Origin of the sequence: Phycicoccus sp. Soil803, from assembly GCF_001429685.1 — a bacterium.
Lineage (GTDB): Bacteria > Actinomycetota > Actinomycetes > Actinomycetales > Dermatophilaceae > Pedococcus.
The window spans coordinates 1,936,233-1,956,711 of sequence record NZ_LMST01000001.1 but is presented as its reverse complement, the minus strand read 5'-3'; the positions used below and the strand labels follow the sequence as shown (position 1 = coordinate 1,956,711).

Annotated in this window: 21 protein-coding genes and 1 other RNA gene; 9 read left to right on the top strand and 13 right to left on the bottom strand. The window is 71.1% G+C overall.

The genetic code is table 11. From position 1 onward, the window contains the following. Positions 1-10: 10 nt before the first annotated feature. The 3 genes from ASG95_RS08995 (at position 11) to ASG95_RS08985 (ending at position 2,865) form a co-directional block, all read left to right on the top strand. Positions 11-1,075 (top strand): M36 family metallopeptidase, encoded by a 1,065-nt coding sequence (locus ASG95_RS08995; RefSeq protein ID WP_056923420.1) that lies wholly within the window; start codon positions 11-13, stop codon positions 1,073-1,075. Between the two features lie 114 nt (positions 1,076-1,189). Continuing rightward, positions 1,190-2,197 carry a glucose-6-phosphate dehydrogenase (coenzyme-F420) gene (gene fgd / locus ASG95_RS08990; protein ID WP_056923421.1) on the top strand — a complete coding sequence of 336 codons (1,008 nt, stop codon included), beginning with the start codon at positions 1,190-1,192 and terminating at the stop codon, positions 2,195-2,197. Between the two features lie 41 nt (positions 2,198-2,238). Further along, positions 2,239-2,865, top strand: a complete 627-nt coding sequence (locus tag ASG95_RS08985) for a bifunctional 2-polyprenyl-6-hydroxyphenol methylase/3-demethylubiquinol 3-O-methyltransferase UbiG (protein ID WP_056923422.1) — start codon at positions 2,239-2,241, stop codon at positions 2,863-2,865. Positions 2,866-2,930: 65 nt separating this feature from the next. Here ASG95_RS08985 and ASG95_RS08980 read toward each other — a convergent pair whose 3' ends face one another. Next, positions 2,931-3,113, bottom strand: a complete 183-nt coding sequence (locus ASG95_RS08980; RefSeq protein WP_056923423.1) for a hypothetical protein — start codon at positions 3,111-3,113, stop codon at positions 2,931-2,933. A gap of 51 nt (positions 3,114-3,164) precedes the next feature. Here ASG95_RS08980 and map point away from each other — a divergent pair, with 51 nt between their 5' ends. Both map and ppgK read left to right on the top strand, forming a co-directional pair. Next, the gene (gene map / locus ASG95_RS08975; RefSeq protein WP_056923424.1) at positions 3,165-4,028 is read left to right on the top strand and encodes a type I methionyl aminopeptidase; all 864 of its coding nucleotides are present in this window, start codon (positions 3,165-3,167) and stop codon (positions 4,026-4,028) included. A 29-nt stretch (positions 4,029-4,057) separates the two neighbouring features. Then, positions 4,058-4,831, top strand: coding sequence for a polyphosphate--glucose phosphotransferase (gene ppgK, locus ASG95_RS08970; protein WP_056923425.1), 774 nt, complete (start codon positions 4,058-4,060; stop codon positions 4,829-4,831). Positions 4,832-4,869: 38 nt separating this feature from the next. On the opposite strand, the gene ASG95_RS08965 is transcribed toward ppgK, so the two are convergent. From ASG95_RS08965 to ASG95_RS08950, 4 genes are all read right to left on the bottom strand, one after another. Beyond that, positions 4,870-6,441 (bottom strand): hypothetical protein, encoded by a 1,572-nt coding sequence (locus tag ASG95_RS08965; protein WP_056923426.1) that lies wholly within the window; start codon positions 6,439-6,441, stop codon positions 4,870-4,872. After that, on the bottom strand, positions 6,417-7,241 hold the full coding sequence (locus ASG95_RS08960) for an ABC transporter ATP-binding protein (protein ID WP_082592448.1): 825 nt from the start codon (positions 7,239-7,241) through the stop codon (positions 6,417-6,419). Before ASG95_RS08960 ends, ASG95_RS08965 begins: the two co-directional genes overlap by 25 nt. Before the next feature lie 17 nt (positions 7,242-7,258). Then, entirely contained in the window at positions 7,259-7,471 is a 213-nt protein-coding gene (locus ASG95_RS08955) for a hypothetical protein (protein WP_056923427.1), read from the bottom strand. A gap of 62 nt (positions 7,472-7,533) precedes the next feature. Continuing rightward, on the bottom strand, positions 7,534-8,193 hold the full coding sequence (locus ASG95_RS08950; protein ID WP_056923428.1) for an MBL fold metallo-hydrolase: 660 nt from the start codon (positions 8,191-8,193) through the stop codon (positions 7,534-7,536). A 258-nt stretch (positions 8,194-8,451) separates the two neighbouring features. On the opposite strand from ASG95_RS08950, the gene ASG95_RS08945 reads away from it, so the two are divergent. Together ASG95_RS08945 and ASG95_RS08940 are read left to right on the top strand one after the other, a co-directional pair. Continuing rightward, positions 8,452-9,198 (top strand): hypothetical protein, encoded by a 747-nt coding sequence (locus ASG95_RS08945; protein ID WP_157581858.1) that lies wholly within the window; start codon positions 8,452-8,454, stop codon positions 9,196-9,198. A gap of 526 nt (positions 9,199-9,724) precedes the next feature. Next, a complete protein-coding gene (locus ASG95_RS08940; protein ID WP_056923430.1) occupies positions 9,725-10,678 on the top strand; it encodes an acyltransferase in 954 nt (317 codons plus the stop codon). Positions 10,679-11,298: 620 nt separating this feature from the next. Here the strand turns inward: ASG95_RS08940 and rnpB are convergent. From rnpB to ASG95_RS08930, 3 genes are all read right to left on the bottom strand, one after another. Beyond that, positions 11,299-11,696, bottom strand: an RNA gene (rnpB, locus tag ASG95_RS20395) — RNase P RNA component class A. Between the two features lie 53 nt (positions 11,697-11,749). Continuing rightward, positions 11,750-12,064, bottom strand: coding sequence for a hypothetical protein (locus tag ASG95_RS08935; protein ID WP_157581856.1), 315 nt, complete (start codon positions 12,062-12,064; stop codon positions 11,750-11,752). Positions 12,065-12,148: 84 nt separating this feature from the next. Continuing rightward, entirely contained in the window at positions 12,149-13,597 is a 1,449-nt protein-coding gene (locus ASG95_RS08930) for an RNB domain-containing ribonuclease (RefSeq protein ID WP_057377239.1), read from the bottom strand. A 74-nt stretch (positions 13,598-13,671) separates the two neighbouring features. On the opposite strand from ASG95_RS08930, the gene ASG95_RS08925 reads away from it, so the two are divergent. Both ASG95_RS08925 and ASG95_RS08920 read left to right on the top strand, forming a co-directional pair. Further along, the gene (locus tag ASG95_RS08925) at positions 13,672-14,421 is read left to right on the top strand and encodes a YaaA family protein (RefSeq protein ID WP_057377238.1); all 750 of its coding nucleotides are present in this window, start codon (positions 13,672-13,674) and stop codon (positions 14,419-14,421) included. Next, a complete protein-coding gene (locus tag ASG95_RS08920; RefSeq protein WP_057377237.1) occupies positions 14,418-15,515 on the top strand; it encodes an SLC13 family permease in 1,098 nt (365 codons plus the stop codon). The genes ASG95_RS08925 and ASG95_RS08920 overlap by 4 nt, the downstream gene beginning before the upstream one ends. A gap of 67 nt (positions 15,516-15,582) precedes the next feature. Here ASG95_RS08920 and ASG95_RS08915 read toward each other — a convergent pair whose 3' ends face one another. The 5 genes from ASG95_RS08915 to ASG95_RS08895 all read right to left on the bottom strand — a co-directional run. After that, positions 15,583-16,818: a low temperature requirement protein A gene (locus ASG95_RS08915; protein WP_057377236.1), complete on the bottom strand. Its 1,236-nt coding sequence runs from the start codon at positions 16,816-16,818 to the stop codon at positions 15,583-15,585. A 36-nt stretch (positions 16,819-16,854) separates the two neighbouring features. Continuing rightward, a complete protein-coding gene (locus tag ASG95_RS08910) occupies positions 16,855-18,054 on the bottom strand; it encodes an O-succinylhomoserine sulfhydrylase (protein ID WP_057377235.1) in 1,200 nt (399 codons plus the stop codon). Beyond that, complete coding sequence (locus ASG95_RS08905; protein WP_056923437.1) at positions 18,051-18,509, bottom strand: rhodanese-like domain-containing protein; 459 nt, start codon at positions 18,507-18,509, stop codon at positions 18,051-18,053. Before ASG95_RS08905 ends, ASG95_RS08910 begins: the two co-directional genes overlap by 4 nt. A 91-nt stretch (positions 18,510-18,600) precedes the next feature. Then, positions 18,601-19,767 carry a bifunctional RNase H/acid phosphatase gene (locus ASG95_RS08900; protein WP_057377234.1) on the bottom strand — a complete coding sequence of 389 codons (1,167 nt, stop codon included), beginning with the start codon at positions 19,765-19,767 and terminating at the stop codon, positions 18,601-18,603. A 3-nt stretch (positions 19,768-19,770) separates the two neighbouring features. After that, positions 19,771-20,479, bottom strand: a 709-nt coding sequence (locus ASG95_RS08895; protein WP_082593102.1) for a zinc ribbon domain-containing protein, incomplete at its 5' end; no start/stop codon positions are given.

Genomic DNA, 20,479 nt, shown 5'->3' with positions numbered 1-20,479 from the left:
GAGGACACCCGTGCCCCAGCGACTACGCACCACCGCGCTCGTCACCGTCACCGCTGCCTGCACCGCCCTGGCGCTGGCTGCCGCCACCCCGGCCGCGGCCACCAAGACCGGGAGCGGCAGCTCGACCGGCACCGGGTCGGTCTTCATGGTGAACCCCGTCCAGTCGTCCGGCGACCAGACGCTGACCGACCAGAAGGACTCCGACGCCGCGGTGCCGGCCAGCGCGTACGCCACCGTGCCGCTTCGCAACCTCGACGGCTCGGGCTATCTGCGGGGCAAGTGGGCCACCGTCCAGTCCGCAACGGGCACACCGGCATTCAGCACGACGAACACCTTCGCCTACACCCGGCACCAGGACCAGTTCGAGCAGGTGATGGGCTACTTCTGGGTCAACCAGGCGCAGGAGTACCTGCAGTCGCTCGGGTTCGGGTCGACCCTGCCGGGCATCGTCAAGCAGCCCTTCGTGGTCAAGATCGACCAGTACGGCGGCGACAACTCCTACCAGACCGACAAGCCCTACCGGATCCGGCTGGGCAAGGGCGGGGTCGACGACGCGGAGGACGCCGAGGTGATCGTGCACGAGTACGGCCACGCCGTCCACGCCTCCCAGGTCCCCGGCTACGGCGCCAGCCTGGACGCGGGCTCGATCGGCGAGTCGTTCGGCGACTACCTCGCGGTGTCGGTGGGGCTGGACGCCGCTGGTCAGTACGGCTGGCCGGTCAAGGCGGAACAAGCCTGCCCGATGGACTGGGACGCCACGTCGTACACCAAGGCGCCGCACTGCATCCGGCGCTTCGACACTGGCATGACGGTGAAGACCCGCGAGGGCGAGGTGCACGCCGACGGCCAGATCTGGAGCCAGGCGCTCTGGGAGATCCGGCTCGGCTACGTCGCCATGGGCAAGACGACCCGCGCCTGGGACACCACCCTCATCGACGCGCAGTTCCGGTTCGCGCCGGACACGTCGTTCTCGGCTGCGGCCAAGGCGACCTACGACACCGCCCTGGCCCGTGACGGAGCAGCCGCCGCAGCGCTGGTCAAGGCGCGGTTCGCCGCGCGCGGCATCACGTTCTAAACCGGCAAGACCGCTTCGTACGGAAGTTCCGCCGGGTCAGGGCCCGGCGGAACTTCCGAACCAAGGCGGGTCCCAGCCGACGACGCTGCCGGAGGCCCGGCATACGGTGGGGCCATGACCCTGCGCATCGGCTACAAGGCCTCCGCCGAACAGTTCGCCCCTCGAGAGCTGCTCGACTTCGGGGTGCTGGCCGAGCAGGTGGGACTCGACAGCGTGCTCATCTCCGACCACTTCCAGCCGTGGCGGCACGAAGGGGGTCACGCCCCCTTCTCGCTCGCGTGGCTCGCGGCGCTCGGCGAGCGCACCGACCGCGTGCAGGTCGGCACCTCGGTCATGACGCCGACGTTCCGGTACAACCCGGCGGTGGTGGCCCAGGCCTTCGGCACCCTCGGCTCGCTGTATCCCGGTCGCGTGCTGCTCGGCATCGGCACCGGCGAGGCGCTCAACGAGGTCGTCGTCGGGTCGGTCGAGGAGTGGCCGGAGTTCAAGGAGCGCTTCGCGCGGCTGCGCGAGGCGGTCACGCTGATGCGCAAGCTGTGGACCGAGGAGCGGGTCACCTTCGACGGCGACTACTACCGCGTCGTGGACGCGACCGTCTACGACCGCCCGGACCAGCCTGTGCCCGTCTACGTGGCCGCAGGCGGCCCGCTGGTGGCCCGGTATGCCGGCCGGTCCGGTGACGGGTTCATCTGCACCTCGGGCAAGGGTGAGGAGCTCTACCGCGACAAGCTGCTCCCCGCGGTGGACGAGGGGCTGGCCAAGTCCGGCCGCACCCGCGACGACCTCGACCGGATGATCGAGATCAAGCTCTCGTGGGACCCGGACCGCGAGCAGGCCGTGACGAACTGCCGCTTCTGGGCGCCGTTGTCGCTCACCGCCGAGCAGAAGCACGGCACGACCGACCCGGTCGAGCTGGGTCGGCTCGGCGACGAGCTCTCGGACGAGCAGGTCGCCTCCCGGTGGATCGTCTCCGACGACCCGGAGGAAGTGGTCGCCGCCGTGAAGCCTTACGTCGACTGGGGTTTCAACCACCTGGTCTTCCACGGGCCGGGCCACGACCAGGCCCGCTTCCTCACCACGTTCGCCGACCGGGTCCTGCCCGGGCTGCGTGAGCTGGGCTGACCGGGTTCCCCTGCGCCCCAACCGAATCTACGCTGGATGACATGACCGAGATGGAGCCCCGCACGCGGTGGTCCGAGGTGTCCGGTGGCCCGGGTGCCGCGACCGCGTACCAGCGCCGGTTCGACGACCTGGCCGCCCAGGGAATGGACATCCACGGTGAGGCGGCCTTCGTGGCCTCGGTCCTGTCACCGCCGGCCCGGGTGCTCGACGCCGGCTGCGGCACTGGTCGGGTCGCCACGCAGCTCACCGCTCTGGGCTACCACTGCGTCGGGGTCGACGCCGACGCCGCCATGATCGAGGTGGCCGAACAACGCGACCCCGCGACGACGTGGGTGCGCCAGGACCTCAGCCGGTTGCAGCTGCGGTCGCAGGCGTTCGAGCTCGCCGTGCTGGCCGGCAACGTCATCCCGCTGCTGGCCCCCGGCACGTTGCTCGCCGCCGTGCAACGGCTGGCCGCCCACCTCCAGCCCGGCGGCCTGCTCGTGGCGGGCTTCGGGCTCGACGCCGCCCACCTGCCCCAGGGCTGCCCGGTGACCCCGCTCGACGACTACGACCGGGCCTGCGAGGTCGCCGGACTGACCCTCGTCCGTCGGCACGGCACGTGGGACCGCGAGTCGTGGCGGCCCGACTCCGGCTACGCCGTGTCGGTGCACCGCCTGGGCGGCTGACGCCGGGTTCAGCAGTCCGCCGGCAGCTCAGTCCGCCCACGCGGAGCGTGGGACCCGCGAGCGGCTCAGTCCTCGCCGTCCTCCCACGCCTTGTCCTCGGCGTCCCACTTCTCGGTGCGCTCACGAGCGGTCTGCAGGGCGTTGGACGCCGCCTCCTGCGAGTCGTAGGGACCCATCAGGTCGTCTCCCTGGCTCTTGTTGTCATCGCTCTCGACCTGACCGCTGCTGACGTTGTACCAGTAGGCCATGGGGGTGCCCTCCAACTCGACGGATCTGCGTACGTCCCTAGACTCCACCGTATGCCGTTGACGTACGCAAGCGTGGCGCCGGGCGTGGTCTCTCCACGCCGGCCGGTGCCCGCCTCGATCGCGCGGCCCGAGTACGTCGACCGGCCGGCGCCGGCACGGGACACCGGCTCGGAGGTCAAGGACCCGGAGACCATCGAGCGGATGCGGGTTGCGGGGCGGATCGCCGCCCAGGCCATGGCGGCGGCCGCAGCGGTGATCGCCCCCGGGGTCACGACGGACGAGGTCGACCGCGTCGGCCACGAGTTCCTCCTCGACCACGGGGCGTACCCCTCGACCTTGGGTTACAAGGGCTTCCCGAAGTCGCTGTGCACCTCCGTGAACGAGGTCGTCTGCCACGGGATCCCCGACGACCGCCGGCTCGAGGACGGCGACATCGTCAACATCGACATCACCGCCTTCATCGGCGGCGTGCACGGCGACACCGACGCCACCTACCTCTGCGGTGATGTCGACGAGGAGTCGAGGCTCCTCGTCGACCGCACCCGCGAGGCGATGATGCGCGGGATCAAGGCCGCCATCCCCGGTCGTGAGATCAACGTGATCGGGCGGGTGATCCAGAGCTACGCCCGGCGCTTCGGCTACGGCGTCGTCCGCGACTTCACCGGCCACGGGATCGGTCGCACGTTCCACAGCGGGCTGGTCATCCCCCACTACGACGCGGCGCCCTCCTACAGCACCGTGATCGAGCCTGGTATGACCTTCACCATCGAACCGATGCTCAACCTCGGCACCCCTGAGTGGGAGATGTGGGCCGACGGGTGGACAGTCGTGACGGCAGACCGCCGTCGTTCGGCACAGTTCGAGCACACCATCCTCATCACCGAGAACGGCAACGAGATCCTCACGCTGGCGTAGCACGGCAACACCGCAAGGAAGGCGGACCGATGGCGAAGGAAGCCAAGCAGGCCAAGCACGGACTCCCGTTGGGGATCGACGTGGGCGGCAGCGGCATCAAGGGCGCGCCCGTCGACCTGGCCGCGGGAGCCTTCGCGTCCAAGCGGATGCGGATCGACACCCCCACGCCATCGACCCCCGAGGCCGTGGCGGCAGTCATCGACCAGATCGTCGACCACTTCGACGCCGTGCGGGGCGACTCCCCCATCGGGGTGACCATCCCCGGGGTGGTGACCCACGGCATGGTCCGCTCCGCCGCCAACATCGACAAGTCGTGGCTCGACTTCGACGCCGAGCCGATGCTCGAGAAGGTCCTGGGCCACGACATCGTCCTGGTCAACGACGCCGACGCCGCGGGGGTCGCCGAAATCCACTACGGCGCGGCCAAGGGCCAGAAGGGCCTGGTCGTCATGACGACGCTCGGCACTGGCATCGGGACGGCGCTGATCTACGACGGCGTGCTCATCCCGAACTCCGAGCTCGGGCACCTCGAGATCGACGGCTTCGACGCCGAGTCGCGGGCAGCCTCCTCGATCAAGGACAAGGAAGGCCTGTCGTACCCCGTCTGGGCCGAGCGGCTGCAGCGCTACTACAGCCACCTCGAGGCCCTGTTGTGGCCCGACCTCATCGTCGTCGGTGGCGGGGTCTCCAAGGACGCCGAGCAGTTCCTGCCGCTCCTGAAGCTCAAGACCCCGATCGTGCCGGCCACGCTGGAGAACAAGGCCGGGATCATCGGCGCCGCCCACCTCGCCGCCCACAAGTAGGCAGGACGCTCGAGGGACCGGCGGCGCCGCCGCCGGTCTCAGCGCATCGCGACGAGGTCCTGCAGGAGCAGCGCCTGGCGACGACGGAACAGGTCGGCGCCGAGCCGGGTCCCGACCAGCAGCGCCACCCCGCCCAACACGGGGCCGAGCACGAGCGCGGCCCAGGCCGCCCAGCCCACGCCAAGGTATGCCGCGACCGCGAGCCCCAGCGCCGGGAGCGACAGCGTCCACACGGCGACGCCGCAGACGGCCTGCACGCCGAGGGTCACCCCCGCCGATCCCGGACGGCTGGTGAACGGGTTCTCGCCGGGTGCCGGCACGGCATACTGCTTCACCGCGCTGGTGACACAGGCGACCGCGAAACCGTTGAGCGCCAACGCGACTGCGGTGCCGAACGTCGCCGGCAGCATGCGCCACGGCGCACCGAACAGGGGTCCCAGCAGGCAGTACACAGGGATGCAGAACACGGCCATCAGCCCCGACGGAAAGAGCCGGCCGAGCCGGTCGCTCACGCCGTCGACCCCGGACGCGACGTGCAACCAGAACGCCGTGGAGTCGTAGCCGACGTCGTTGTGCTGCCCCCAGCCGATGAGGTACGCGGACGCCAGCGGCATCCCGAGGAGGGCCAGCTGGGACCCGGAGCCGAGGCCCGGGATGAGCAGCCCGGCCGGCAGCAGGATGGTCATGATGGCGGGGACGTTGAAGCGGGGGTCACGGACCCAGTAGGTGCCCGCCCGCGCTGCGATCGCACCCATCGGCGTCGCCGGGAGCCGTCCGAAGAGGCCCAGACCCGCCGAGACCTTGCCGCCGTCCGCGGACGCCGACCGTGGGTTGCGCAGGACGGAGACGAGCAGCCGTTCCCAGACCACGAGGAGGACCAGGACCAGGGCCGCCGCCAGGGCGAGGTGCGTGAGTCCCGTGCTCCACTCCCCCAGCGTGACGTCACCGGCCGCTGCCCAGGCCCAGCCCAGCGGTGTCCAGGCGAGCACCAGGGCCGTGCTGTCGAGGGTGGCGCGGTCGATGCCTCCGTCGGAGAGCCCGCCGATGATCGGGCCGGCGACGATGAACAGCAGCAGGCCCCCGACCCCGGCCACATCGCGCCCGCGCCGCGTGGCGAGGACGGCCGCGGCCGCGGCGGTGACGATCCGGCTGAGGAGGACACAGGTCACCAGCCCGAGCAACCCTCCGACCAGGGCGGCCAGGGTGGCCGCGACCGAGCGCGAACCAGCCACCACGGTCCCCAGCACCAGCAGGATGGTGGCGACGCCAGGCAGCCCGACCAGGGCGGTCAGGACCAGCCCGACGGCCAGGGTCCGCTCGCGGACGGCGAAGGTCGCGAACCGCGTGGGGTCGAGGGTCGGGTCGACGCCGAACAGGATGATCGGCAGCAGCGACCAGCCGGCCACGAGCACTGACCCCGTCACCACCACCACGGACCCGGGGAGCTCGAGGTCGCCCTGGGCGCGCAAGGCCACCAGCCCGGCGAGGGCGAGGACGACGAACCCGCCGCCGTAGATGACCCCGATCACCATGCCGACGACGGCGGCGACGCTGCGCCGGAGGCCGTTGCGGAGCAGGTGCAGCTTCAGTCGGACGAGGTGCGCAACCACGCCAGCCCCTCCACGTTGGTGCTGCCACCCACCAGGTCGAGGAAGCGGTCCTCGAGGCTCGCGCCGGCTCGCACGTCGTCGAGGGTGCCCGAGGCGCGCACCACGCCGGCGGCGATGATCGCCACGTCGGTGCAGATCCGCTCGACCAGGTCCATCACGTGGCTCGAGAGGACCACCGTGCCACCACTGGCCGCGAAGTCCTCGAGGATCCCCCGGATGGTCCGGGCGGACACCGGGTCGACGGCCTCGAAGGGCTCGTCGAGGACCAGCAGGCGTGGGGCGTGGATCAGGGCGCAGGCCAGGGTGATCTTCTTGGTCATGCCCGCCGAGTAGTCGATGACGAGCTTGTCCTGGGCGTCGGTCAGCCCCAGTGCCGCCAAGAGCTCGGCGGTGCGCTCCGCGACGAGCTGACGGTCCATCCCACGCAACAGGCCGGCATACGTCACCAGCTGGTGTCCGGTGAGGCGGTCGAACAGGCGCAGGCCGTCGGGGAGGATGCCGATCTGGGACTTGGCGGCGACCGGGTCGTCCCAGACGTCGACGCCGAGCACGTGGGCGGTGCCGGAGTCCGGGCGCAGCAGTCCCGTGGCCATCGACAGCGTCGTGGTCTTGCCCGCACCGTTGGGGCCGACGAGGCCGTAGAACGAGCCCCTGGGCACGTCGAGGTCGAGGTGGTCGACCGCGGTGGTCTGGCCGAAGCGCTTGGTCAGTCCACGCAGGCCCAGGGCGATCTCGGGCTGGCGCGTGGTCACCGGTGCTGGCCCTGCGGCGGGCTCGGGAGTGGTCGGCGCGTCCTGCATGGGACGACGCTAACCCGTCACCGCTGTCGCGCGATGAGCATTGCCTTCTTCGGGACGTTCTGCTCCACGACGTAGCGGCGCGGCTTGTCCTCGTCGCGCTCGGCGTAGCCCATCTTCTCCAGGCGCATCAGCACCACCGGACACGACGCGCACCGCGGCTTGTCCTTGCAGCACTTCTTCTTCGCCTTGGCGACCTTGGCTCCCTTGGGGGCCTTGGAGTTCTTGGGCACGGAAGGAGAGTAGGTGAGGCTATCCTAAGAACCAAATTCGACTCACTCACCGGACTGCGCGGTCAGCCGGCGTCGAACTCCTGCGGCGCTCCCCCGGCGAGGTCGTGGATCTGCGTGTCCTTCGACCCGAGGTTCGCCGCCTGGCCCAGGTAGAGGGCGCGGCCGGCGGCGCTGAGCAGCCCGTCGTGCACCGGGATCGCGTGCGGTGCCGCCAGGCGTCGCAGGAAGGCGGTCATCTCGCGGCTGCGCGCCCACGGGGCGTTGAGGGGGAAGGCCAGCACGTCGACTCCCTCGGGCTCGGCATCGAGGGAGTCACCCGGGTGGAAGAAGGTGGGCTCGCCGTCCGCGCTGACCCGCATGCCCGTGTTGTGGATCCTGGGGATCTCCTCGTGGATGAGCGCGTGCAGGTCCCCCACCCCCTGCACCGTCACCGACTCGATCGTCGTGGTGTCGCCCGCCGCGAACGCCGTCACGTCGATGCCCTTGTCGCGCAGGATCGTCGCGGTGTCGGGGTCGGTGAGGACCTGCGCGCCGGGGTTGGCCCTCAGCAGGTCGGGAAGCCGGTCCTGGTCGAGGTGGTCGGGGTGCTGGTGGGTCACGAGCACCGCGTCGAGGTTGCGCACCTCCTGGGCCGCGGGCGACCAGCCGCCGGGGTCGAGCAGGAGGCGGGTGTCGGCGACCTCGACGAGCAGGCTGGCATGTCCGAGGTGGGTGATTCGCATGTCCTCACCGTAGGCACAAACCTCCCGGCCAGCACCCGGTCTCCGTCCGAACTGCCGATGCCGGCGGTCTCCACGACATTGTGACTGCACCCCCGCCGTACTGGGTCGGGGCGGGCTGCAAGCCGCAGTCACGTCGCGCTTGGCCCGCGACGAATCCGAGCATTCGCGGCAAATCTGGTGAAAGGTGACAGACTGCCGGCCTAGGGGGTGGGTTCGATGGCAGAACAGAGGCATGTGCTCACACGGGACAGTCCGTGGATGCGCGCAAGAGTCCTCCTGGATCGCGAGGTCGTGAGCCGCGAGACCGTCGCCGGCGCTCTCGAACACCGCCTGTTCGGTCCCGAGGTCGACAGGGGGCGGTTCCAGCGAGGATGCGACTACGCCGCAGACGCCGGACTTGCCGCAGTGGTGTGCCGCCCCGAACACGTCTCCATAGCCGCCCGGAGGCTGCTGGGCAGCAGCACGGCGACAGTGACGACCCTGGGCTTCCATGACACCACGAGGCTCCAGGACCCCGCCGACCTCGCTGCCGAAGCTCTTGAACTCGTGGCTGCGGGGGCCTCAGAGGTGGCCTTGGTCGTGGCACCCGGACTCGACCGCCAGGGCTGCCTGCACCTGGTCCAGGAGCAGGTCGAAGCCGTGGTCGATGCTGTCGCGCCTGCAGGCGGCAAGGTTCGCGTCATGCTCAACACCACGGACACGTCCAAGGAGCAGATGACAGAGTGCACGGCTCTGGTCGGCGGACTGGGGCCGTCGCTCGTCCAAGGTGGGTCGTTCCGCGGCGACCGCGCGACGTTCTCGCAGATCGAGGCGATGCGCCATTGCCTCCCCGACAGGGTCCTGCTGAAGTGGACCCAGCCGTTGCGGTCGGTGGAGATGATGTTGGTGTCCATGGCCCTTGGCGTCGACCGCTTCAACGGCGACATCCCCGCTCTCCTGGAGTCGGCGAAACGCAGCACCCGCATCGCACCACTCAAGCTCCCTGTTCATGGTGTCGACTTCTGACATTCCTCAACGGGTCGTGAGTCACCACGGGACGCTCGCTCGGCGTCAGGACAGCCATGGCCTTGGGTGGATGAGTCGGTCGATACGCCCGGTCCAGCGACAACTAGCCCCTGACCTGCGCATTTCCTTCCCCTGATCCGTCTCTAGTCCGTGAGCGAACTCGATCGCGCCCACGATCCGTGCTTGATCCGAGAGCCAAAGGTGGCCGTAGGTGCGCAGCGTCCCTGAGGGATCTGCGTGCCCCAGACGGGTGCGGCCGGTGACCTGCTGCCCGGCGACGTCCTGCTGCTCAGGCTGGTTGAGGGGCTGCACGCGCCGGAGGCGTCAGCTTCACGCGCACCCGCCTCAACTTCTGCATGGCCCGACCGACGGACTTCACCGACCTGAAGGACACCGCCCTGTGATGGTGCAGGACGGTGTGCGCCTGCTCACCACACGTGGACCAATCGCGCCGCAGCAGCAGCCGAGTCGGTGCCCGTCGTGGCCGTGTCCGGTGGGGAGGCCCACGTCACCCTTCGCTGTCCTCGTGATCGTGTCGCACTCGTTCTCCCTGCTCGGCCACCCAGAGCCCATCTACGCCGGCGTCCCCCTGGGCGGGTGGGCAGTCGCCGGCTTCTTCACCATCTCCGGATACCTCATCCCCCGCGCCCGCCTCCACACCGACCTCGGCACCTTCCTCCTGCGCCGGGCACGCCGCATCTACCCCGCGTTCTGGGCCTGCTGCGCCATCATCGCCCTCATCGCCTCACCGATCGCCGCACACCTCACCGGCGCCACCTACCTGCCGCGTGCCGCCCTCACCTACGTCGTCACCAACGCCAGCACCTTCATCACCCAGCAGACCATCGGCGACGAAACGGCGGGCGCCCCGGCCGGCCTCGTCATGTGGAACGGCCCAGCGTGGACCCTCGTGTTCGAGCTCCTCTGCTACCTCATCGCAGGAAGCACGCTGACTCTCGCTACGGCCCGCCGACACCAGACGACGGTCGCGCTGGCGACCTACGCCATCGCGACGACATCCGCCATCACGACCGACAACCAGCACGGCCTCGGTTGGTTCGTCGCCCTCTTCGCCGCCGGCTGGGTCATCTCCACCCGCGCCGACCACATCCGCCCAACCCGCGGCACCACCCGGATCGCCCTGGCATTTGCCGTTGCGATGGCGATGGTGCACCCCGCGCTGGCCGCCATACCGCTGGCCTACGCGATCCTCGCCGGCGGCGCGCTCCTACCCGTCCGGCAGTTCCGCACCAACGACATCTCCTACGGCACGTACCTGTATGGGTGGCCCACCCAGCAGCTGCTCATCGTCCTCGGCGTCGACGCCCAAGGGATCGGCATCTTCCTCCCCGTCGCGGTCGGCGTCGCGATGTTCGCAGGCACCGCGTCTTGGTTCCTGCTCGAGCGGAGGCTCTTGCCTCGGCGCGCCCAGGTGGTGGCAGCGCCGGCAGCCAGCCAGGCCCTCAACCAGCTTGTCTAGGGCCGGCGCTTCTCGCGTGCCTTCTGAGCCTCGAGGTACTCAGCCAGAGCACGCCGCTCAGATGGATCGACCCGGGGACTCGTGTCGGCGCCGATCGGCGGTGCAGGGTTTCCTGCTTCGCGCCTGGCACGGCGCCTCTCGATAGCTCGATAGCTGTACCAAGTGACGGCCCCACCTGCGATGCCGAGCAGTAGCCCGAGCGCTTCGGGGCTCACAAGTCACGTCGTCTCATGCCTGACCCTCTCAGACCGGGACATGCCACGCGGCCGATTCAGCCCACGTACTCTGACCCCGTGTGGCGCTACTCCCTCTTTGACTTCCGCATGGACGGGTCCGAAGGCGCCCTCGAGACCTGGTGCGCCCGGCTCGCTGAGGACGGGTGATAGCTCTGGGACGCGGGCATCGGCGCCGTCGTCGAGCAGGAAGGGCGCGAGGTGCGACGGCTCAGCTTGCGACGGTGCCTTGCTGGTCCGTCCCAGGTCCGTCCGAGCGACGACCGCGGGCCACAGGTCCGTGGCGGGTCCGTCTGAATCGCGGTCGATTGTTCCCTGCGACTCCCCAACGCTCACGCGACATTCGTGCAGGTCAGAGGCTGACAAGCCTCTCGAGCACGCAGTGGGTGGATGAGTCGGTCGATACGCCGGGTTCTGTCACCGCTGGTCGTTACCAACCAGCGGGGGACGGTCATCCATCTAGGACAGCCGTTGCCGACTGCCTCCAGCGCCCTACCCGTGCACTCGGGCGGGCCGCCCTCGAACGTGCACTGTCTGAGCTTGCTCCAGGTGGGGTTTACCTAGCCGGACCAGTCACCTGGCCCGCTGGTGGTCTCTTACACCACCGTTTCACCCTTACCGCGGTGCCGGCCCGGCCGAGGCCGGGTGGTCCACCGTGGCGGTCTGTTCTCTGTGGCACTGTCCCGCGGGTCACCCCGGGTGGCCGTTAGCCACCACCTTGCCCTTCGGAGCCCGGACGTTCCTCGGCGGTGATTGCTCACCGACGCGACCGCCTGACCGACTCATCCGTCGCCAAGGATAGGGCAGGTATGCCGCGTGGCCGGCCACGCGGCATACCTCACCCCCGCCCTGCGCCCCGAGACGGCCCTGTTGGAAGCGAAACGCCCGGAACTCCGGAAGTTCTCGCTCGGACCCCGGACGCGACAGCGAGGGCGTCCTTGACCTGACCCAGGAACGCGGCGGTCTCGAGCCGCAGGCCGACCAGGTCGATCGTCAGCGCGATCGCGCCGCCGAGCTGCAACGCGTTGCGCCGGAGGTTGTCCGACGTGACGGCGAGCCCCTGGCGGTGCTGGGCGCCGTCGATCTCGACGACCACTCCGTGCTCCTCCCAGGCGACGTCGAGGTAGATCCGTCCTCGGGGTCCGCGGCGCACCACCTGACGGGTGGGCTCGGGCAGGCCGTTGACTCGGCACAGGCTCGGAAGAAGCGCTCCCAACAGGGCGGGGAGGGTCGAGGGCTAGTGGACGATCTCGAACCGGACCGTGCCGGTCGCGACGGTGGCCTCGGTGAGCCTGACCTGCACCGCGGTGCCGAGCTCGTTCTGCCCATCGGCGTTCGCGAGCACGGCCGGGTCCTGGATCTGCACGACGGCCCCGCCCTTCTCGCGCTTGTCCACGACCATCGCCTCGAACACCTCGCCGACCCGGTCCTCGAGGGCCGCGGCCTCGACGGCGTCGGCGCAGGCGCGCTCGACACCGTGGGCGACCTTGTCGGACGCGGCCATCACCTCGGGCAGCGAGGGCAGCGCCTCGCGAGCCCACGCGGGCACCTCGGCGCCGGAGCTGAGGGCCTCGCAGATCGCGAGTCCGAACCGGTCGACGAGCCGGCGCAGGGGTGCCGTGACGTGGGCGTAGGGAGCGGCCACCGCGGCGTGCTCGGCCTGCTCGGGGAGCCCCCCGTCGAACGGCGTGTAGCCGGCACCGCGGAAGAGCGCCGTCGCCTCGTGGATGAGCGCGAGGTGCTTGGGGTTGGTCCGGTCGAGCGTGCGCAGGAACTCGCCGTAGGGCGTGCCCTTGTGCCACTCGACGCCGAGCGCCCGGCTCGCGTGGCGGAACCGCCCGACGGCGTTCTGGTCGGGTGCTGGCATGGTGCGCAGGATGCCGACCTTGGCCTTCAGCATCATCTCGGCCGCCGCCATGCCGGTCATCAGCGAGATCTGGGCGTTCCAGTCCTCGACCTCCAGCGGCGGCCGGAAGTACAGCCGGTAGTGGCCGTGGTCGTCCTCGTTGACCTCCTGCTCAGGCATCGGCAGGCTCGCTCCGCCCCGGCGGCGCTCGAACTCGATCCGCTTCAGCCCGACCTCCTTGAGCAGCAGGAGCCGCTCGTCGGCCGAGCCGTCGTCGATGGCCTGCTGCACTCCCTCGTAGTCCAGCCGGTCGGTGCTGCGCACCATCGCCCGGTAGACCACGACCTCGGTGCCCTCACCATCGGCCTTGAGCGTCATGTCCCAGACGAACGCCGGGCGGGTCTGGTCGGCGAGGAGGCTGGCCGCGTCCTCACTCAGCACCGGTGGGTGGAGCGGGGTGCGCTGGTCGGGGGCGTAGATGGTCTGCCCGCGGCGCCGGGTCTCGGCGTCGACGGCTCCCCCGGCCCGGACGAAGGCCGGCACGTCGGCGATGGCGTAGCGGACGCGGTAGCCGTCACCGGCGCGCTCGATGTGCAGCGCCTGGTCGAGGTCCATCGACCCCGGGGGGTCGATGGTGAGGAACGGCAGGGCGGTCTCGTCGCGTTCGGGCAGGTCGGGAGCCTCGGCGGCAGCCTTCGCCTCGGACTCCACCTCGGGCGGGAAGGCCTCGGGGACCTTCAGCTCGGCCCGGATGGCGTCGAACCTCGCCACCAGGGCAGCGGACTGCTTGGCGGTCTGCTCGCGCGTGGGTTCCTGGACGTGGATGCTGCGCTTGGGCATGACCCCAACCTAACCAGCACCCGGCGCCGGGAGCCGTCGGCAGACCGCCGCCCCGCTGGTCCTAGGCTGTCCGTGTGCTCATCCTGCTGCCGCCCTCGGAGTCGAAGACCGGGCGGACCCGCGGCCGGCCGGTGGCCCACGAGCACCTCTCCTTCCCCGAGCTCGCGCCGACCCGCCACGCCGTCGCCGAGGCAGTCGCGAAGGTCAGTGCGCACCCCGATGCAGCGGCCACCCTGGGCGTCAGTGCCAACCTCACCGCCGAGATCGCCCGCAACCTGGTGCTCCACACCGCACCGGCCCTGCCCGCGTCCCGTGTCTACTCAGGGGTGCTGTACGACGCGCTGGCCTACGCCGACCTCGACCCCGCCGCGAAGCGTCGTGCCAACCGGTGGGTCGTCGTCGTCTCGGCCCTCTACGGCGCCGTCCGCCCCACCGACGCGATCGCCCCGTACCGCCTGTCGATGGCCGTGAACCTCCCGGGCGTGGGACCACTCGCGAGCGCCTGGAAGCCCGAGCTCACCGCCGTCCTCCCCGAGGTCGCCGGCCGTGGCGTCGTGGTCGACTGCCGCTCCAGCACGTATGCCGCGGCGTGGACGCCCACGGGCGACCTCGCCGACCGCTGGGTGCAGGTCCGGGTCCCGGGCGCCACCCACATGGCCAAGCACACCAGGGGTCTGGTCGCGCGCGAGCTCTGCCGGGTGGGACGCGACGTCCGGCGGGTGCGCGACCTGGCCACGGTGCTCGAGCAGTCGTTCGATGTCGAGCTCACCCCGCCGGGCAAGGCCGGCCGACCCTGGATCCTCGACGCCACAGCTCGCAGGTGAACGGCGCCGAGCTGGGTGACGTCCTGCTGCGGGTGCTCCCTGTCCTCATCTTCTTCGTGGCGATCACGGTGGTGGCCGAGATCGCCGACGCAGCGGGGGTGTTCGACGTCGCGGGTCACTGGGCGTCCCGGGCCGGGCGGCACCGCACGCCCGTGCTGTGGCTGCTGTTCGTTCTCGTCGCGGTGGCCTGCACGGTCGTCCTCAGCCTCGACACGACGGCAGTCCTGCTCACCCCGGTCGGCCTGGCCATCGCCGCGCAGCTCGGCATCTCCCCCGTGCCGTTCGCCCTGACGACCCTGTGGATAGCCAACACGGCCAGCCTGTTGCTGCCAGTCTCGAACCTCACCAATCTCCTTGCCCTGCATCACTTCGAGCGTTTGGGAGTCGGGCACGCCGGCTACATCCGACTGGCTGTCCTGCCCGCAGTGGCCGCGGTGGTCGGCACGGTGCTGGTCCTCTACCTCGTGCACCGGCGCGAGCTCACGGGTCGGTACCTGCCGGACGCCCCGCCCGACCCGCACGACCAGGTCCTGCTGCGGGTCTCGGCGGCGGTGTGCGTGGCCGTCGGTCCGCTCTTCGCGGTGGGGCTGCCGCCCGCCTGGGTGTCGGGTGTGGCCGCCATCGTCCTGGTCGTCGCGGCGAGGTCGCGCGACCGCGACCTCGTGCGGCACCTGAAGGTGCCGTGGAAGATGGCGCTGGCGGTGGCCGCCCTCTTCGTCGTGATCGACGCCGCCCTCCAGCTCGGCCTCGAGCCCGCCCTCGCCGCGCTGGCCGGAGAAGGCACGTCGGCCGCAGACCTGGCGCAGGTGGCCGGTGCGGGCGCGGTGACCGCGAACGCCGTGAACAACCTGCCCGCCTACATCGCCCTCGAGTCGGTGACCTCGGACGCCCCGCAACGCCTGATGGCGCTGCTCATCGGGGTCAACGTCGCGCCGCTGGTGACACCGTGGGCCTCGCTGGCGACGCTGCTGTGGGCGCAGCGGTGCCGGGCCCGGGGCCTCCAGATCTCGATGCGCTCGCTCGCCGTGCAAGGGCTCCTGTGCAGCGTCGTGGCGGGCGGCCTGGCGCTCGGCGCCCTGGTCGTCACCGCCTGACTGGGGGGTCCGCCGACCCCGCAACCTGGGCACCCTCGGGGGCGCTCAGGTTGCGGGCCCAGGTGGTTCAGTCGTCGAGCAGCCTGGCCAGGGCCTCCTCGCGACGACGGGCCACGACTCGCTCGTCACTGATGATGGCCGGCACCGGCGCGAGCATCACGACGAGGAGACACCACGGCACCCCGACACCGGCGGCGGCGAGGACGACGGCGAGCGTGAGGAGCGCCAGGGCGGCGGCACCGTTGCGCAGGGCCGCCTGGTCCAGCCCCACGAGAACGCCGTAGAGGGCGGCGAGGCACAGGCCGAAGACCGCCACGGGCCCGGCCGTGGCCAGGACCACCCCGACCGGGCCGAGCTCCGACTCGCCCTCGAGGTAGTAGGCGGCGACGTGCAGGCCCGCGCCCGTGGCGGCGATCGCCATGAAGACGGCGATGTGGCCGTAGCCCCAGCGGAAGCCGAGCGGGCGCCTGCGGTGCAGCACCTCCGCGGACGGCAGCGTGAAGTACAGCCACCACATGCTGAAGGCCAGCCCGGTGCCGGCCAGACCGAGCACGACGACGTCGACGCTGAGCCCGTGCTGCTTCTCCACGAGCACCGACAGCGCGGCGATGGTGCCGAGGAGGCACTCGCCGAGCGCGATGATGGCGAGGAGGCCGTGCCGCTCGGCCACGTGGTGCGCGTGCCACGGCGTGCCGCCGCGACGCCGCTCCGCGAACAGTGGCCCGCCGAGCTCCACGACGTAGAGCGGGAGCATCAGGACGAAGGTCTGCCACGGGGTCGTGTGCAGGGCGATGAGGGCCACCCAGCCGACCTGGGCGAGGGCGATGGCCTTCGCGTAGGCCAAGCAGGCCGACCGCCGGGCCGGGTCCTGCTTCGCGGCCCGCAGCCACTGGAAGACCATCGCGAGGCGCATGATCACGTAGCCGGCCACCATCAGGCCGTTGTCGAGGTGCTCCCCGTGCTCGAGCGAGGCGAACAGCGGAGGGATGCCGATGGCCAGGACGAGCACCCCGACCATCTGGACCATGGTGGTGACGCGGAACAGCCAGTCGTCGGTGTCGTAGGCCGAGGCGAACCAGGTGAAGTTGATCCACGCCCAGACGATCGCGAACATGCTGAAGACGAAGCCGACCAGCCCGCTGGAGAGGTGGCCGGCCGCGACGGCGTGGGAGAACTGCGCGGAGGCAGCGCTGAACGCGAGGACGAAGCTGAGGTCGAAGAACAGCTCGAGCGGCGTCGCGGTGCGGTGCGACTCGTCCTCGCTCCGACCGGTCATCCTGCTGAGCCGGTGCGTCGTGGCCATGCGGGCAGCCTAGGGGTGCCGGGTGCCGGGTGCCGGTCAGCCGAGGCCGCGGACGAGGTCCTCGATCACGTCCAGGGGGTCCTCGAGCCCGACCGAGATCCGGACCGTGCCGTCGGTGATGCCGACGGCGGCGCGCGCCTCGGGGGTGAGCCGTCGGTGGGTCGTGGTGGCCGGGTGGGTCACCATCGACTTGGCGTCACCGAGGTTGTTGCTGATGTCGACGACCCGGAGCCCGTTCATCAGCGCGAACGCCTCGTCCTTCCCGCCGTCGATCTCGAACGTCACCACCGTGCCCCCGCCGAGCATCTGGCGCCGGGCCAGGTCGTGCTGGGGGTGCGATGGCAGCCACGGGAACAGCACCTTCGTCACGCGGGGGTGGGCCTCGAGCGCCTCCGCGACGGCCAGCGCGTTGGCGGCCTGCTTCTCGACCCGCAGCGACAGCGTCTCGAGCCCCTTGACCAGGACCCACGCGTTGAACGGCGACATCGACGGTCCGGTGTGCCGCATGAGGTTCTTGACCGGACCGTTGACGAACTCCGACGTGCCGAGCACCGCGCCACCGAGCGTGCGGCCCTGGCCGTCGATGTGCTTGGTCGCGGAGTACACGACGATGTCGGCGCCGTGGTCGAGCGGCTTGGAGAAGATCGGCGTGCCGAAGACGTTGTCGACGACCACCTGGGCGCCGGCCGCATGGGCGAGGTCGGACACCGCGCGCATGTCGACGAGCTCCTGCATCGGGTTGCTCGGCGTCTCGAAGAACACCGCCTGGGTCGGCACCGACAGCGCCTCGCGCCACTGGTCGAGGTCGGGCCCGTCGACGAACACCGTCTCGACGCCCCACCGCGGGAGGATCTCGTCGAGGATGACGAAGCAGGAGCCGAACAGGCCGCGCGACGAGACGACCCGGTCGCCCTGGCCCAACAGGGCGGCCAGCGCGACGAACACCGCCGACATCCCCGAGGCCGTGGCGAAGCAGGCCTCGGCGCCCTCGAGCTGGCGCAGCCGCTCCTCGAACATGGTGACCGTCGGGTTGCCGTAGCGGCTGTAGATGAAGTGGTCGACCTCGTCCTTGAACGCCGCCTCGGCCTGCTCGGCGCTCTCGTAGACGAAGCCCGACGTCAGGTAGAGCGCCTCGGCGGTCTCGTCGAAGTTGCTGCGCGCCAGACCGCCTCGCACGGCCACCGTGTCGGGGCGGAACGCCTGGCCCGCCCCGGTCTCCGGGGTCAGCTCGCTCATCCCTGCCGCCAGGGCAGTCCGGCGTTCTTCCACCCGGAGACGGCCCGGTGGTGCTGCTCGTCGTGCGGTCCCTCGAAGCCCTCGAGGACGTTGTAGGACGGGCCGAGCCCGGCCCGGGTCGCCGCCTTGGCCGCGGCCACCGACCGCACCCCGGACCGGCAGATGAAGTAGATCGGCGCACCGTCCGGCAGGCCGGCGTCCTGGAGCTGCTCGACGAAGTCACCGTTGACCGCTCCGTCGGGATAGCGCTGCCACTCGACACAGACGACGCGCTTGCCCAGGGCACTCAGGTCGGGTAGCCCGACGTAGCTCCACTCGGCGGTCGTGCGCACGTCGACGAGGACCGCGTCGTCGTCGGCCGCCAGGGCGGCATACGCGTCGTCGGGGGTGACGTCGCCGGCGTAGCTGCTCGGGACGGCGGGGGTGGGGTCAGCGTCGATGGACTCCGCGCTCATGCCGCCAGCCTAGAACTCTCGCCACATGGCGAGACGAGGGGCCCACCTCGTGGACGTCTTCGCGCGACGTCCACACCGGGCGCGGAAGCCGTCAGGTCCGGTTGGTGAAGGCGACAGAGACGTTGCCGTCCGGCCAGACCTCGAGCGCGGTCAGCGAGCCGGGCGCTGCGGCGAGCCGCCAGACCTTGTCGTGCGGGATGCCCAGCACGTGCGCGAGCACGCACATGATCGGCTTGCGGTGGCACACGACGACGGTGGTGCCGCCCGCGGCGACGACGCGGTCGAAGGCCGCCACCACCCGCGCGGCGAGCTGGTCGTGCGACTCCCCACCCGGACGGGCGTATGCCGCGTCGACCCGCAGCGCGGTCAGCGCCTCGGCCTGGTCGCGGACCAGGTCAGGGATGCTGGCGCCGTCCCAGTCGCCGAAGTCCTGCTCGTCCCAGTCGGCGTCGACCGACGGCGTCACGCCGATGGCCTCCGCGACCGCCGCGCCGGTCTCCCTGGCCCTGGCCAGTGACGAGGTGACCACCCGGGCCGGGGAGCCACCCAGCAGGTGGGCGGTGGCCCGACCGGCGGCGGCGGCCTGCGCCTGCCCGGCGGTGTTGAGCGAGGGGTCGGAGCCACCCCGGCCGTCGAGGCGCGAGGCTTCCGTGAAGTCGGTGACGCCGTGGCGCACCAGCACGATGCGGGTCGGCGTGCCCTCCCCCGGGCCGGGTGGGGCCGGGCTGGGCGCGGGGTCGATGACCTCGTCGACCACCTCGGCCACGGTCGCGGCGTCGGACGAGTCGCCCTCGCCCGCGCCCCCACCGACGAGCATCCGGTCGATGGTCCGGCCGTCCATGCCGTCGTTGGACAACGCGTCGGCGTCCTTGTTGCGCTCCCGCGGGATCCAGGTGAACGACACCGACCCGCCGGCGGCGCTGATCTGCGCGGCCAGGTCGCGCGCCTCGAGCGCGAGCTGGCGCATGTCGGGGTGCTTGATCTTCCAGCGCCCCGCCATCTGCTCGACGACCAGCTTGGAGTCCATCCGCACCTCGACGTCGGCGCTCGCGTCGATCCGCAGCACCGCGCCGAGCCCGGCGATCAGCCCGGAGTACTCCGCGACGTTGTTCGACTCCTTGCCCAGTGGGGCGGCGCCTTCCCAGAGCACCCGGCCGCTGGCACCGTCGCGCACCAGTGCGCCGTAGCCCGCGACCCCGGGGTTGCCGCGGGAGCCGCCGTCAGCCTCGACGACGAGGGTGCGTCCACTCGCCGGCACGGGTCAGAGGCCGGACTCGGCGGTGCGCACGAGGATGCGGCGGCACTCCTCGCACCGGAGCAGCTCGTCAGCAGGAGCCGCCTTGATGCGGTTCATGTCGACGTTGTTGAGCTCGAGCTGGCAGCCACCGCACCGGCGCTGTCGCAGCGGGGCGGCACCGAGGCCACCGCTCTGCGCCCGGATCTTCTCGTAGAGGGCGACCAGGTCCTCGCCGACCCCGGCCACGATGTCGGCCCGCGGGGCGGCGACCCTGACGGCCTCGGCCTCGAGGTCGGCGAGCGCGGCGTCGCGGGCCTCGGTGGCCGCGGTCAGCTGCTCGGTCAGCGTCGCGCGCTCGGCGTCCAGCTGCGTGACCGCCGACTCCGCGTCCTCGGCGCGCTCCATCACCTCGAGCTCGACGTCCTCCAGCTCGGACTGCCGCCGGACCAGCGAGGTGAGCTCGTGCTGGATCGCCTGGAGGTCCTTGGCGGAGCCGGTGCCGGCGTCGAGGCGGGCCTGGTCGCGAGCCGCGCGGTCGCGGACCAGCTGCACGTCGCCCTCGGCCTTGGCGACCTCGCGCTGGATGTCGCCCAGCTCGGTCCTGGCCCGCACCAGCAGCGAGTCGAGGCCCTCGGCCTTGGTCTCGAGGTCGGCCAGCCGGGCGTGCTCGGGCAGGCTCTTGCGGGCGTGCTCGATCTGGTCGAGACGGGTGTCTATCGCCTGCAGGTCGAGC

Coding starts and splice junctions, on each gene's coding strand:
- ASG95_RS08980 (WP_056923423.1), bottom strand. CDS start 3,113: ATGGCCTACTGGTACAACGTCAGCAGCGGTCAGGTCGAGAGCGATGAC.
- map (WP_056923424.1), top strand. CDS start 3,165: ATGCCGTTGACGTACGCAAGCGTGGCGCCGGGCGTGGTCTCTCCACGC.
- ASG95_RS08905 (WP_056923437.1), bottom strand. CDS start 18,509: ATGAGCGCGGAGTCCATCGACGCTGACCCCACCCCCGCCGTCCCGAGC.
- fgd (WP_056923421.1), top strand. CDS start 1,190: ATGACCCTGCGCATCGGCTACAAGGCCTCCGCCGAACAGTTCGCCCCT.
- ASG95_RS08985 (WP_056923422.1), top strand. CDS start 2,239: ATGACCGAGATGGAGCCCCGCACGCGGTGGTCCGAGGTGTCCGGTGGC.
- ASG95_RS08945 (WP_157581858.1), top strand. CDS start 8,452: ATGCGCGCAAGAGTCCTCCTGGATCGCGAGGTCGTGAGCCGCGAGACC.
- ASG95_RS08915 (WP_057377236.1), bottom strand. CDS start 16,818: ATGGCCACGACGCACCGGCTCAGCAGGATGACCGGTCGGAGCGAGGAC.
- ASG95_RS08950 (WP_056923428.1), bottom strand. CDS start 8,193: ATGCGAATCACCCACCTCGGACATGCCAGCCTGCTCGTCGAGGTCGCC.
- ASG95_RS08910 (WP_057377235.1), bottom strand. CDS start 18,054: ATGAGCGAGCTGACCCCGGAGACCGGGGCGGGCCAGGCGTTCCGCCCC.
- ASG95_RS08930 (WP_057377239.1), bottom strand. CDS start 13,597: ATGCCCAAGCGCAGCATCCACGTCCAGGAACCCACGCGCGAGCAGACC.
- ASG95_RS08960 (WP_082592448.1), bottom strand. CDS start 7,241: ATGCAGGACGCGCCGACCACTCCCGAGCCCGCCGCAGGGCCAGCACCG.
- ppgK (WP_056923425.1), top strand. CDS start 4,058: ATGGCGAAGGAAGCCAAGCAGGCCAAGCACGGACTCCCGTTGGGGATC.